Origin of the sequence: Polaribacter sp. (genome assembly GCF_965656025.1) — a bacterium.
In the GTDB taxonomy this organism is placed as follows: domain Bacteria; phylum Bacteroidota; class Bacteroidia; order Flavobacteriales; family Flavobacteriaceae; genus Polaribacter.
This window is the reverse complement of record NZ_CBFHJT010000018.1, coordinates 3,920-16,967: the sequence shown is the minus strand read 5'-3', so window position 1 is coordinate 16,967 and position 13,048 is coordinate 3,920. Positions and strand designations below refer to the sequence as shown.

The window sequence follows — 13,048 nt, the reverse complement described above, 5'->3', positions numbered from 1 at the left end:
GCCTTGGGAAAACAGCGTTTTTAGAGCCTCTGCTGGAAGAGGAAAAAGAAGCGCGAATATTTTTGCAGAAAATCAGCAATTTTTTGCGAGTTCTAGACAAATTAATATTGATAATGTTGGTGGAAATATTTATGGCTTAAATCCTGAAATTGCATGGAATTACGGAATTTCTTACATGCAGAAATTTAAGATTTTTGAGCAAAAAGGAGATATTACCTTCGATTTTTACAGAACCGATTTTAGCAATCAAGTTGTGGTAGATTGGGAAAACCCACAAGAAATTTCTTTTTACGATTTAGGGGGTAAAAGTATTGCTAATAGTTTTCAGGTTGAATTATATTATCAATTAAGTAAAGGGTTTAATGTAAGAACTGCGTACAAGTATTTTGATGTTGCTACAGATTACAAAAATGGTAATTTAGAGAAACCTATTCAGCCTAAAAACAGGTTTTTTGCCAACCTTTCTTACGAAACCAATTTGCAAGAAAATGGATCTCAATGGAAATTTGACGCTACCTTTAATAGTATTGGAAAACAACGTTTACCAAACACAAGTAGCAACCCTAGCCAATATCAATTGGCAGCATTTTCAGATTCTTTTCAGCTACTAAACAGCCAAGTAACTAGAGTGTTTTCTAATAAATTTGAAGTTTATGTAGGTGCAGAAAATTTAACCAATGTTCAACAAAAAAATCCTATTTTAGCAAGTGACAATCCTTTTGGACCATATTTTGATACGACTATTGTGTATCAACCCATTTTTGGACGTGCTATTTATGCAGGATTAAGATTTAAAATTAAATAAACAATCCACACAGTGGAATTCAATAAAATTAAAACAATAAAAATGAAAAAAATAATATTTATACTCAGTCTATTCTTACTTGGTTTCTCTACACAAGCACAAGAAAAAATTAAAAAGAAAAACAAAAATGCCAAAGTTACTTTTAAAGTAGATGGTATTTGTGGTATGTGTAAAAAACGAATAGAAACTGCTGCCTTAAAAACAAGAGGTGTAAAATTTGCTGTTTGGGATGTGAAATCGCATCAACTCAACCTAATTATGGATGAGCGTAAAACTGAGGTTGCTAAAGTTCAAAAAAATATAATGGCTGTTGGGCATGATATTTTATTAGATAAAGACAAAAAATTAGAAGCAACAGAAGAAGCTTACAACTCCGTGCATCCTTGTTGTAAATACAGAGATAACAAAATTATAGAAGATCATAATGGAGAGTTGAAAAAACAATAAATATATTAACACATAAAAAGATAAAACCTACACACATTTGTGTAGGTTTTTTTATGCTTTCACCTTTTTTACAACCACTAAAATCATATTAAAGAACCAAACCCAAACACATTAACAAATAAACAGTAAAAGCAACTTTTTTAAATATTATTAATATTAAAAACAAAATATTACCAATTATTTTTCAATATAAACCAAATATTTATGATTTATATTGAATTATCCATACTTGTAAAAAGAAATAGTTTTATAATTTAGTGGTATTAATTTTTAAAACTACCAAACACATGAATTCAGGAAATTTTAATAGACGAGAATGGTTAAAAAAAGGAGCTTTATCTTTGGGAGCTTTAGCATTTATGCCAAGTGATATTTGGAGTGCGTCTGTTTTAGAGGCACAAAACAATAACAGTCCCTTTTTATTTAACAGCAGTGGTGTTTTTAATGAGTTTACACCTCCTTTCTTAGACAAGGAAGAAGATTTGGTAATTTTAAGAGCTAATGAAAATCCTTATGGCCCACCACCGAAATCTGCAGCTGCTTTTCAAAAAGAAGTATTTAATGGAAATCGTTATTCGTGGAAAACGTTAACGAATTTAAAAGAAAAAATTGCCACTAAAGAAGGAATTAATCCAGATCAAATTTTAATGGGGCCTGGTTCATCAGACCTATTAGAAAAAGTAGCAATGGTACTTTTTCAAAACGGAGGTAACGTTGTTAGTGCAGACCCAAGCTATATGTCTTTAATTGTTGTCGCTAAATCTGTAGGTGGAAAATGGAAATCTTACAAATTATTAGAAGATTCTCAACATGACTTAGATGCAATGGAAGCTGGTATAGATAAAGATACTAAACTGGTTTATATCTGTAACCCAAACAATCCTACAGGGTCTATTACGGATGCTAAAAAATTAAAAGATTTTTGTAGTAGAGTTTCAGAAAAAGTACCTGTTTTTGTAGACGAAGCTTATATAGAGTTGTCTAAAAAGGGAATTAAAGATTCTATGAATTCTTTAGTTGCTGAAGGTAAAAATGTTATTGTTGCTAGAACATTTTCTAAAATCCATGGAATGGCTGGTTTACGAATTGGCTATGTAATTGGTAAAAAAGAAACGCTAGATAGCATTAGCGAAATTACTCGTGGAGGAATGGGAATCACTGGACCATCAATTATGGCTGCAACTACTAGTTTAGATGATGAGGCTTTTTTAATGTCTTGTAAAACTAAAATTACAGAAGCAAGAAACTTTACTTTGTCATATTTAAAAGAAAATAATTTTTCTTACTTACCCTCTGAAACTAACTTTATTATTTTTGAAATCCCTATGGATGGAAAAGAGTTTCTAAAGAAAATTTACTCTAAAAAAGTAGCTGTAAGAGCTTTTAAATTTTGGGATAAAAACTGGTGCAGAGTTAGTATAGGTACTACAGAAGAAATGAAAAAATTTACCAACGCTATTACAGAAATATTTGCTTAATTTATGAATGGTGCATTAGAAAAAACAATTTCTTTTTTACTGTTTATTTTGATTGGAATTTTATTAAAAAAGAAAATTCCAGCAGGCGACCAGACCAAAGGATTAAAAAATTTAATACTAACCATTGCATTGCCTGCAACCATATTTATTGCCTTATTAAAAGTAAAAATTAATGGAGACTTATTACTGTTTCCTATTTTGGCATTAGGATTTAATGCTATTCTTTTTGTTTTTACACCATTTTTATTAACTCTAATTGGTATTGATAAAAATTCAGCAAATGGGAAAACAGCCAAACTATTAATCCCTTCTTTAGCCCCAGGTTTATCTTGTTTTCCTTTTATTTTAGAGTTTTTAGGAGATGCATCTCTTGCAAAAGCTGCAATGGCGGATTTAGGTAACAAGTTTTTTGTACTATTTCTTTTATATTTAGTAGCTCTTAAATGGCATTACAATCAAGCAGATTTTACAGCTAATTCTCTAAAATCTAAACTAAAAATGCTACTTAAAACAATGGCTTATGAACCTGTAAACCTATTTATTTTTGCAGCACTTATACTTGTTGGTTTTGGGATTACTTTAGATAAATTTCCAAATTTTTTATCGATTACTTTAACAAGATTAAGTTTTGTAATGACACCTCTAGTTTTAATTTTTATTGGTTTGGCTGTAAAAATTAAAAAGAAACAGTTTTTTCAACTGTTCTCTCTACTCCTGTTAAGGGCTGCCTTTACATTACTGCTAATAGCAGGTATTATATTTTTTATAGATTTAACTATTGCCAACGATATTTTAGTGATGATTGTTTTTGCACTAAGCGCCTGTAGTTTTTGGCCTTTTGCGCATATTTCTGCTGTAAATTATAAAGAAGAAAAAGAAAATACCAAATCTAAAACGTTCAATACCAATTTTGCACTTTCTATCTTAGCCTTATCATTACCAATTTCTGTACTTCTTATTTTAGGTATTTTAAGTACAGGTGAAACATTTGTTTCTATTGGAAATTTACTAATTCTAAGCGGATGTTTAGCTTTTGTTGGTATTTTGTACCCGTTAGTAAAAGCTTTTAAAAAAAGCACATCTACCGAAAAAAGAAATGTAACAAAAACAAAAAAACAACTAATTACAGATCAACAATAGTGTAAAATATTATTTTTTCTGACCAATTGTTAAAAGCTCATTCCATTGTGTGGTAAATCTAGGGCTTCTGTGTTCTTTAATTAATCCCCATTCTTTTTCTCTATTTCCCACAGTTGCTAGCTTAACTTTGTTTTTACCAAACTTGCTATTGAGCTGATCTATTACATCAGATAGTTTTTTACTTTCTGCTTTATGCTCTTGATGAAAAAGGCTTATTTGAACTTGATTTTCTGGAATTAAATGAAACAAATTAACACCTACTTTTTTATAACGATAACCTGGTTTGTAAATTTTTTTCAGTCCTTTTAAAGCCTCTTTTGTTAACTTTACAGTATTGTTTGTGGGTGTATCTAAGGTGATAATTATTTTATTACGGTACTGATTGTCGATATTGCTAAAAGAGTTGGTGTGTAAAAAAACCTCTATACAACCTGCTGCCGAACCTTGCTGACGCAATAAATCTGCTACTTCTGCCACATAAAAACTGGTAGCTTCTGAAATAATACTGTAATCTGTTAATTTTTTTCCGAAAGATTTTGCGGTACCAATCCCTTTTTTGGGTTTTACAATATCTACCAAATTATGGCAAGGAAAATTGTTTAGCTCTCTCCACAAACGCTCTCCAACAACGGTCATTTCTTTACGTACCCAAGCCAAAGGCATGTTGGCAAAATCTAAGGCTGTTTTTGCACCTGTATTTTCTACACGAATGGTGTGCTTACGTCCTATACCCCAAATATCTTTTACCTTTGCTAATTGTAATAAATGGGTTCTTTTTTTTGCTGTATCTATTACCAAAACCCCTTTATTTTCTGGAATTTTCTTTGCAAATTTATTGGCTATTTTAGAGAGCGATTTTGTTTTGGCAACTCCTACTCCAACAGGAATTCCGGTGTTTTTATGAACCCTATTTTTTATTTTATGGGCAATTGCCTCAATTTCATCTGCTTGGTAGTGAGATAAATCTACAAAACTTTCATCGATACTATATTCTTCTACCATTGGCGAAAATTCTCGTAAAGTATCCATCACTCTTTGAGACATGTCTGCATACAAGGTATAATTAGAAGAAAAACAAGTGACGTTATTGGCTTTTAAAATGTCTTTTATTTTAAAAACAGGCTGAAACATAGGAATGTGTGCCAGCGCTTTTGCTTCTTTATTGGCAGCAATTACACAACCATCATTATTACTTAAAACTACTACTGGTTTCCCTTTTAAATCGGGTCTAAAAACTTGTTCGCAAGATGCGTAAAAACTATTACAATCTACTAAAGCAATCATAAAGTAGATTTTATAATATAAGTGATGACACCCCAGAGCTGTATTTCTTCTTTAGCGTTGGTATCTATTCTTATAATTTGAAAAGCACCTTCTTTTGCAATAACCGCCAACTGATTATTTTTAGGCGATAATGATTTATCGATAATTAAAACATCTTTCTCTAAAATATCAAATTCAGCAAAACTATTGTCGATAACACGCACATAAAAAGTAGCTGAAGGATTGTTTATTAAAACGTCGTTTAAATCTATTCTGGGTTCTGTGTAATGTGTGGCAGGACTAGAAAAACCCGTCTGTTTTGGACGCGCAACTCTGTAACTTTTTTTGGTTTTTTGCACCAATTTTGTTTCTCCTAATTTCACACTTTAAAATTACAAGAAAAAGGAATTGGTAAATGTTAATTTTAGAGAAGTAATTAACAAATTTTAATGTTTTTAGATTTATTATTTAAAAAAAGCAGTTACAAATCGATAATATGACTTTAGCAAGCTAACAGTAATTAATGTATCTTGTTTTATGAAACCATGGTTTATTGTGATACTAAAAAAGCAATTGTTTTAAATTGCCTTAATGCTTCAATAATTTATGTAACTTTCCTTTTATAAGAATCAGGTAAACTCCACTTTTATATTTGCGTAAGTCTATCTTTTTACTTTCTCCAGAATTCAGTAAAGCACCTTTAATGGAAAACACCTCCCATTCTATTACTTCTGGCAGATGTACAAGCCCATTTGTAGGGTTAGGAAACAATAATTTCTTTTTTTCTAGTATTCCGTCAATACCTAATTGGCTGGATGCAGGAGTTCCGTATAATGGCCATTTGTTTAAATAATCAGGTTTTTCGGATAGAAACAAAGATGCAGGTATCTGATCTTCAGGTTTCATATCTCCCCAAACTACGTTTCCATCCTCACCTTCAACAGAAACATTTAAAATGTTTCCACCAGAAAAGGTGTTTTTTCCAGGCATACCCACTTCTCCATCTCTTATTCCAGTTCTCTCTCCATTTTCGCTTTCAATTTCATTTCCAATAATCGTCATATCCTCCACAAAGCGACTTGTACTGCCAATTTGAGTTATGGCATGGTTTCTAAACCACATTGTATAACGTGTTCCCCAACCTGCTCTTTCATTTCCGTCATCAAAAATTTCTTTACCATAGTTTCCTTCAAAAAGGTTATTATGGCATCCTTTTGAATTATGTTGACCTATATCTCCATAATGATTGTAAGGTGACTCAGCTCTATTATAAGCAAATACACTGTGATTTGTACCAAATTAAGAAATGAAAAAATGGCGGAGATTGGAGCCTCTATTGTTGATTAAATTTACTCGAGTGCAAGAAACCAGCGAAATGCCATATTGGTAACCACCACACTTATCACAACCAAAATTGCCATGCAAATAGTTTTGAAAGAAAATCACATCTCTTGAGTTGAATAAGGCTATGTGCGTTTTTAGTACATTTTTACTTTCTATGTTAGAGAATTCTGCATTTTGAAGCATTCTCAAGTAGATATTCACATCTCCATTACCGTTTGTTGTTGAAGGTCTCTCAATATAGAAATTATGAAATCGAATATTTTTTAAAAAGTTCATTTTTAATACTGTGGTATGATCTTTAAAAAAAGGAATACCGAAGTTCATATCAAGACTAAGTTCATTGCCTGATTTTGCAATAATTTTAAAAATCTGTGTTTCCTTCCCTGTAATAAGTGGATTAGCATTTGGTCTAATAAGTGATCCACCCTGTTTAACAATAAAATAATCACCTACATTAAGTCCGCTTGTAGAGGTTAAAGTAACTTTTGAGTCACTACGTGACGCATCAGCTGCTAACTTATAATCTCCAGATTCATTGCCAAATATCGTTATGTATCCAGCATTTGCTCCTCCTTGAAGCATAAATTTGGTAGCTTTTCCTTCACCAACAATTTGTATATCACCTTTTAATATTTTCAATCGTGACTTAATATGAAAAGTTCCGACAGGAAACTTCAGAATCCTCTTTCCACTTCCATTATTGATTATTGACATTACTTTTGGAGCGATATCTTCTGGTGCACCTGGAACAATACCTCTTTTGGTGACGTCTATAATTTCCCAATTTCCAGAACTATTCCATTTAAAATTTTGCCATTTTGTAGCAGATAAACGACCAAGAGGTATATCCCCAAAATCAATAACTTCTGTTTGGGCTTTCAAAGATGAAAGGGTAAAAAACAAAACAAGGATATATACTGTTTTCATTTTAATGATATTAAATAGTATTAATTGCATATCATCATTTATCTTTAATAATTGCAACACATTTTTCTTAATCCAATTTTTACCAATAACATTGGTTTAAAAAAAATAATAATGACACAAGAAAAAGTCTTGTTTTTTAGTGGACTAAATTTTAATTGATTAACCTAGTGCAAAATAAGAAAATTGATACTGTAAAACAATATATAAATTATTTTCCATTTTTTTAGCAGACTATACTCGCGTTAAGGATAGAAACGACATCCTTTTTTTAGGAACGAAAAAAAGACATAGTCTTTCGTCTTCGCTCAAGATAAATTCCAGCCTGTTAAAACCTGCCTGCAGCATGCAGGCGTCCAAATAAAAAAACTCTTTCAATGAAACTGAAATAGATTCAGTTCAAATGAAAGAGTTTCTAAGTATTATAATTAGATTCCTGCCTACGTAGGAATGACAACGTCTTTTAGAATTAGTAACTAAACATAAAGTCTAGTATCTGTAATGTTCTGGCTTATATGGACCTTCTACTGTAACTCCAATATATTCAGCTTGGTCGTTACGTAATTCCGTAAGCTCTACACCAATTTTTTCTAAGTGTAATTTTGCTACTTTTTCATCTAAATGTTTTGGTAACATGTATACTTTGTTTTCGTAAGCATCTGCATTGTTCCAAAGCTCCATTTGTGCCAATGTTTGATTGGTAAATGAGTTAGACATTACAAAACTTGGATGCCCAGTTGCACAACCTAAGTTTACCAAACGTCCTTCTGCCAAAATAATAAGGTCTTTACCATCTATGGTATATTTATCTACCTGAGGTTTGATTTCTACTTTAGTATCGCCATAATTATTGTTTAACCAAGCAATGTCTAATTCGTTATCAAAATGCCCAATGTTACAGATAATTGTTTTGTCTTTTACACCTTTAAAGTGTTCTTCTTTTACAATATCTTTATTACCTGTTGTAGTAATAATAATATCTGCATTCCCCATAACCGTTTCTAGTTTCTTAACTTCAAAACCATCCATAGCTGCTTGTAACGCACAAATTGGATCTATTTCTGTAACTGTAACAATAGAACCTGCACCTTTAAAAGAAGCTGCTGTACCTTTACCAACATCTCCATAACCACAAACTACTACTCTTTTACCAGCTAACATAATATCTGTTGCTCTCCTAATTGCATCAACAGCAGATTCTTTACAACCGTATTTGTTATCAAATTTTGATTTAGTAACAGAATCGTTAATATTAATTGCTGGCATTGGTAATGTGCCGTTTTTTACTCTTTCGTATAATCTGTGAACTCCAGTAGTTGTTTCTTCTGACAATCCATTGATTCCTGCAGCCAATTCTGGATATTTATCTAAAACCATATTGGTTAAATCTCCACCATCATCTAAAATCATATTTAATGGTTTTTTGTCTTCACCAAAAAATAAGGTTTGCTCTATACACCAATCAAATTCTTCTTCGTTCATTCCTTTCCACGCATAAACTGGTGTTCCTGTTGCAGCAATTGCAGCTGCTGCTTGGTCTTGAGTTGAAAAAATGTTACAAGAACTCCAAGTAACGTCTGCACCTAAAGCTTGTAAAGTTTCAATTAAAACTGCAGTTTGAATGGTCATGTGCAAACATCCTGCAATTCTTGCGCCCTTTAAAGGTTGTGCATCTCCATATTCTTCTCTTAACGCCATTAAACCTGGCATTTCTGCTTCTGCTAATTCAATTTCTTTTCTTCCCCAATCTGCTAAAGAGATATCTTTTACTTTAAATGGAACGTAAGCTGTATTTGTGCTCATATTTTGTATCTTTATATTCTATTTTTTAAAGGTGCAAAGATACGATTTAGATTTTAAAATATATGGCTCTTTACAAAACATTAACGGTTAACAAAACTACTAAAGTACTGATTTGGAAGATTGAAGAATCTATTGCCGAATTAAAAAAAGATACCCCACTTTCTAAAAATAGTGAAACTCGTTTACATTCCATGAGGTCTGAGCTGCATCAAAAAGGTTTTTTAAGCATTAGACATTTGCTAAAAAACGTAGGTTATACTGATTTTGATTTGATTTATGATGAGTTTGGCAAACCGCATTTAAAAGATGGTAAATTCATTTCCATAACTCATTCTTTTACTTTTACTGCCATTATTATTTCTGATGATTTGCACGTGGGTATAGACATTGAAAAACAACGAGATAAAATTTTAAAAATAGCACATAAATTTACGCCCATAGAAGAGTATAAAACCATTGCAAATGTTGATGCTTTGATTAGTAAACTAACCATTGTTTGGGGGGCTAAAGAGAGTTTGTATAAAATTTACGGAAAGAAAAAACTACTATTCTTACACCATATTTATATTGAAGATTTTAAGTTTGCTGATGAAAAAACAAGTGGAGAAATTAAATATAATGGTGAAAAAATGACCTACGAAATAGCCTTTTTAGAGTTTGAAGGCTTTACTTGTGTGTATGCTTATTAATTTGTTTCTGAAAAATTAAAAATTCTAAAATTTTCATTTATTTTTTGCTGTAAAATTTCTAAAGGCACACCTTTTAATTTTGCCATTTTTACATACACCTCTACAATTGTACTGTCTTTATCATCGGTTTCTAAAAATAGTTTTTCTAATGGTACTTTTGCAACTACCTCTTGCAACTTTTTATTGTTGATGATAGCTGTTCCAAAAGATAGTAAAATTCCGTTTTTTAATAAACTTTGGGCAACTTGCCAGTTTTTATTAAAACCATGCACTAGCCAAACTTGTGTTCGTTTTAGCTCTTTTTTAAATGCTATTATATCTTGATAAGCCTTTACGCAATGAATTATTAGAGGCTTTTTGTATTTTTCTGAAAGTTGAATTTGCTTTTTAAAAACGGTTTTTTGTAGCTCAAAATCAGTTTTTATAGCTTTGTCTAAACCACATTCGCCAAGAGCAACACAATTTTTATGTTGCAGTTTTTGGGCTAAAATTAAAAGTTCTTCATCAATTTTATTTTTATTGATAAACCATGGATGAATCCCTATGGAAAAGGGTGTTGAAAAATCTAAAGAAACTGGATATTTATTTTCTACGGAAATTACGTTTTCTGAAACTCGTTTTTTGTGAGTATGGATGTCTATAAAATCCAAATGATTATTCTTTATTTTTAGAATCTATAATGATAGTTACTGGACCGTCGTTTAACAATTCTACTTTCATATCTGCACCAAACTCACCTGTTTGTAATTTTTTATTTAGTTCTTTTTCTAAGGATGACAAAAATTTCTCATACAAAAGAATGGCAATTTCTGGCTTTGCAGCTTTTATATAACTAGGTCTGTTTCCTTTTTTGGTGGCTGCATGCAAGGTAAACTGACTTACAACTATTACTTCTCCATTACAATCTTTTAAAGATTTGTTCATTACACCATTTTCATCATTAAAAATGCGCAAGTTTGCGGTTTTTCTGACTAAAAAATCGATATCTTCCTGCGTATCTTCTGCAACAACACCTAATAAAACCAATAAACCTGTTTTTATATTGGCAACTTTTTCACCTTCAATGGTAACGCTTGCTTTTGATACTCTTTGGATTACTGTTTTCATAATTAGTCATTATCTTCTTCGTCCCAAATATCAGTTCTAAAATGTTCTGTTTCTTCTTCTCCTTCTATAATTTGCAAATAGCTTTTGTAACGAGACCAAGAAATTTCTTCGTTTTCTAAAGCTTCTTTTACAGCACAATGTGGTTCTTTTAAGTGAATGCAATTGTTAAACTTACAATCTTGTTTTAGTGCAAAAAACTCTGGAAAATAATCACCCAACTCGTATTTATCCATATCTACCACTCCAAAACCTTTGATACCTGGTGTGTCTATAATTCTGGCATCGAAACTTAAATCGAACATTTCTGCAAAAGTTGTGGTGTGTTGCCCTTGTTTGTGTTGGTCTGAAATTTCTTTGGTTTTTAAATCTAAACTAGGTTCTATCGCATTTACCAATGTGGTTTTACCTACTCCTGAATGCCCTACAAACATTGAGGTTTTGTCTTGCATCATTTCTTTTATGGTAGCAACGTTTTTTTGTTCAGTGGCAGAAACTTCTACACATCTATAACCAATAGCTTCATAAATGTCTTTTAGGTATAAAATTTCTGCTCTTTCTTCAATTTCATAAGCATCAATTTTATTAAAAACTAAAATTACATCTATTCTATAAGCTCTTGCAGAAACTAAAAAACGGTCTATAAATGTGGTAAATGTTGGTGGATTATTAATAGTGATTAATAAAAAAACCTGATCTATATTGGCAGCAATAATATGGGTTTGCTTAGAGAGGTTTACAGATTTACGTACAATAAAGTTTTCTCTATCTAATATTTTTTTAATGACTCCTGTTTCTTCATCTCCTTTTTTTTCGATATCAAATTGCACTTTATCGCCAACCGCAATTGGGTTGGTACTTTTAATGCCTTTGATTCTGAATTTTCCTTTAATTCTACATTGATGAAAGTTCCCTAGTGTATCTTTTACAAAATACCAACTTCCTGTAGATTTATATACTGTTCCTGTCATTATTACAAAGATGCAGAATTTTAAGTTATTATGATAATGTCAGTTCGAGTAAAATTTTGAACATATAAAAAAACTTACAGATTAGGGTAAAATAAGCCCCTTCAGGTTTTAAAAACCTGAAGGGGCTAAAAATATTTTTAAATAACTTATTTTCGGAGTTTTCAGTTCGCGTTAAGGATTGAGCAACTGTTTGAGCTCTCACGCGTTTTGGCGTGAAGCGAGTGCCTTCCGACTGCGCTCAAGATAAACTCCAGCCTAACCAAGCTTTTTGGCTTGGGAACGCCCAAAAAAATAATACCTACAAGATTTTAAAAACCTTGTAGGTACTTTTATTTAGCTACTGAAACAAGTTCAGCAGAAAAAACTTTCATAGAGTTTTAGCCATTAATAATTTTTTCTTGATGATTGATAGATTCTTGATGAATTGCTTTGAACATTCTCAACACAAACTCTTCACTTAAACCTTTTTGCTCGCCTTCTAAAATCATGTTACCAAGAATTTCGTTCCAACGTTTTGATTGTAAAACTGCAACGTTTTTTTCTTTCTTTAAAGCTCCTATCTGATCTGAAACTTTCATTCTTTTTCCTAACAATTCAATCAATTGATCGTCTGCAACATTAATTTGTGCACGTAAATTATTTAAAGAATTTTCGTATTCTATTTCTGTATTGGTTTCTTTTCTAATCTTTAAATCTTCCATAATTTGCTTCAGTTTTGTTGGTGTAACTTGCTGTGCAGCATCAGACCAAGCATTATCTGGATCCCAATGTGTTTCAATCATTAAACCATCAAAATTTAAATCTAAAGCAGTTTGCGAAACATCAAAAATCATTTCTCTATTTCCTGTAATATGAGATGGGTCACAAATTAAAGGTAAATCTGGAAATTTATTTTGAAATTCAATGGCTATTTGCCATTCTGGAACATTTCTATATTTGGTTTTTTCATAGGTAGAAAATCCTCTATGGATGGCTCCTAAATTTTTAATTCCTGCTGTGTACAATCTTTCGATACCCCCCAACCACAATGCTAAATCTGGGTTTATTGGGTTTTTAACCAAAACAATTTTATCTGTTCCT

At 31.5% G+C, this 13,048-nt stretch carries 13 protein-coding genes and 1 pseudogene; 5 read left to right on the top strand and 9 right to left on the bottom strand.

Annotated elements, in window-relative coordinates; all coding sequences use genetic code 11:
* From ACTG3S_RS05090 to ACTG3S_RS05075, 4 genes and pseudogenes are all read left to right on the top strand, one after another.
* A pseudogene (locus ACTG3S_RS05090) lies at positions 1 to 805 on the top strand (TonB-dependent receptor); the annotation flags it as partial.
* 42 nt (positions 806 to 847) lie between these two features.
* On the top strand, positions 848 to 1,252 hold the full coding sequence (locus tag ACTG3S_RS05085; protein ID WP_439128290.1) for a heavy-metal-associated domain-containing protein: 405 nt from the start codon (positions 848 to 850) through the stop codon (positions 1,250 to 1,252).
* A 287-nt stretch (positions 1,253 to 1,539) separates the two neighbouring features.
* Entirely contained in the window at positions 1,540 to 2,730 is a 1,191-nt protein-coding gene (locus ACTG3S_RS05080; protein ID WP_439128289.1) for a pyridoxal phosphate-dependent aminotransferase, read from the top strand.
* A 3-nt stretch (positions 2,731 to 2,733) separates the two neighbouring features.
* The gene (locus ACTG3S_RS05075) at positions 2,734 to 3,870 is read left to right on the top strand and encodes a permease (protein WP_439128288.1); all 1,137 of its coding nucleotides are present in this window, start codon (positions 2,734 to 2,736) and stop codon (positions 3,868 to 3,870) included.
* Positions 3,871 to 3,879: 9 nt separating this feature from the next.
* Here ACTG3S_RS05075 and ACTG3S_RS05070 read toward each other — a convergent pair whose 3' ends face one another.
* The 5 genes from ACTG3S_RS05070 to ahcY form a co-directional block, all read right to left on the bottom strand.
* Positions 3,880 to 5,154, bottom strand: a complete 1,275-nt coding sequence (locus tag ACTG3S_RS05070) for a Y-family DNA polymerase (protein WP_439128287.1) — start codon at positions 5,152 to 5,154, stop codon at positions 3,880 to 3,882.
* The gene (locus ACTG3S_RS05065; protein WP_439128286.1) at positions 5,151 to 5,516 is read right to left on the bottom strand and encodes a S24 family peptidase; all 366 of its coding nucleotides are present in this window, start codon (positions 5,514 to 5,516) and stop codon (positions 5,151 to 5,153) included. The genes ACTG3S_RS05070 and ACTG3S_RS05065 overlap by 4 nt, the downstream gene beginning before the upstream one ends.
* A 205-nt stretch (positions 5,517 to 5,721) precedes the next feature.
* The gene (locus tag ACTG3S_RS05060; RefSeq protein WP_439128285.1) at positions 5,722 to 6,255 is read right to left on the bottom strand and encodes a T9SS type A sorting domain-containing protein; all 534 of its coding nucleotides are present in this window, start codon (positions 6,253 to 6,255) and stop codon (positions 5,722 to 5,724) included.
* Positions 6,256 to 6,432: 177 nt separating this feature from the next.
* Positions 6,433 to 7,404, bottom strand: a complete 972-nt coding sequence (locus ACTG3S_RS05055; protein WP_439128284.1) for a hypothetical protein — start codon at positions 7,402 to 7,404, stop codon at positions 6,433 to 6,435.
* A 486-nt stretch (positions 7,405 to 7,890) separates the two neighbouring features.
* Complete coding sequence (ahcY, locus tag ACTG3S_RS05050; RefSeq protein ID WP_439128283.1) at positions 7,891 to 9,204, bottom strand: adenosylhomocysteinase; 1,314 nt, start codon at positions 9,202 to 9,204, stop codon at positions 7,891 to 7,893.
* A gap of 62 nt (positions 9,205 to 9,266) precedes the next feature.
* Between ahcY and ACTG3S_RS05045 the strand changes: the two genes are divergently transcribed.
* Positions 9,267 to 9,893, top strand: a complete 627-nt coding sequence (locus ACTG3S_RS05045; RefSeq protein WP_439128282.1) for a 4'-phosphopantetheinyl transferase family protein — start codon at positions 9,267 to 9,269, stop codon at positions 9,891 to 9,893.
* On the opposite strand, the gene ACTG3S_RS05040 is transcribed toward ACTG3S_RS05045, so the two are convergent.
* The 4 genes from ACTG3S_RS05040 to ACTG3S_RS05025 all read right to left on the bottom strand — a co-directional run.
* The gene (locus ACTG3S_RS05040) at positions 9,890 to 10,543 is read right to left on the bottom strand and encodes a TatD family hydrolase (RefSeq protein ID WP_439128281.1); all 654 of its coding nucleotides are present in this window, start codon (positions 10,541 to 10,543) and stop codon (positions 9,890 to 9,892) included. The two genes, ACTG3S_RS05045 and ACTG3S_RS05040, sit on opposite strands and share 4 nt — an antisense overlap.
* Before the next feature lie 4 nt (positions 10,544 to 10,547).
* The gene (gene dtd / locus ACTG3S_RS05035) at positions 10,548 to 11,000 is read right to left on the bottom strand and encodes a D-aminoacyl-tRNA deacylase (protein WP_439128280.1); all 453 of its coding nucleotides are present in this window, start codon (positions 10,998 to 11,000) and stop codon (positions 10,548 to 10,550) included.
* Positions 11,001 to 11,002: 2 nt separating this feature from the next.
* Positions 11,003 to 11,968, bottom strand: coding sequence for a ribosome small subunit-dependent GTPase A (rsgA, locus tag ACTG3S_RS05030; protein ID WP_439128279.1), 966 nt, complete (start codon positions 11,966 to 11,968; stop codon positions 11,003 to 11,005).
* Between the two features lie 377 nt (positions 11,969 to 12,345).
* A partial coding sequence (locus tag ACTG3S_RS05025; RefSeq protein WP_439128278.1) for a chorismate mutase occupies positions 12,346 to 13,048 on the bottom strand: 703 nt, incomplete at its 5' end.

Bases quoted from the DNA above. Each gene is read 5' to 3' on its own strand.
- ACTG3S_RS05085 (WP_439128290.1), top strand. From the start codon at position 848: ATGAAAAAAATAATATTTATACTCAGTCTATTCTTACTTGGTTTCTCT.
- ACTG3S_RS05080 (WP_439128289.1), top strand. From the start codon at position 1,540: ATGAATTCAGGAAATTTTAATAGACGAGAATGGTTAAAAAAAGGAGCT.
- ACTG3S_RS05075 (WP_439128288.1), top strand. From the start codon at position 2,734: ATGAATGGTGCATTAGAAAAAACAATTTCTTTTTTACTGTTTATTTTG.
- ACTG3S_RS05070 (WP_439128287.1), bottom strand. From the start codon at position 5,154: ATGATTGCTTTAGTAGATTGTAATAGTTTTTACGCATCTTGCGAACAA.
- ACTG3S_RS05060 (WP_439128285.1), bottom strand. From the start codon at position 6,255: ATGTGGTTTAGAAACCATGCCATAACTCAAATTGGCAGTACAAGTCGC.
- ACTG3S_RS05055 (WP_439128284.1), bottom strand. From the start codon at position 7,404: ATGAAAACAGTATATATCCTTGTTTTGTTTTTTACCCTTTCATCTTTG.
- ahcY (WP_439128283.1), bottom strand. From the start codon at position 9,204: ATGAGCACAAATACAGCTTACGTTCCATTTAAAGTAAAAGATATCTCT.
- ACTG3S_RS05045 (WP_439128282.1), top strand. From the start codon at position 9,267: ATGGCTCTTTACAAAACATTAACGGTTAACAAAACTACTAAAGTACTG.
- dtd (WP_439128280.1), bottom strand. From the start codon at position 11,000: ATGAAAACAGTAATCCAAAGAGTATCAAAAGCAAGCGTTACCATTGAA.
- rsgA (WP_439128279.1), bottom strand. From the start codon at position 11,968: ATGACAGGAACAGTATATAAATCTACAGGAAGTTGGTATTTTGTAAAA.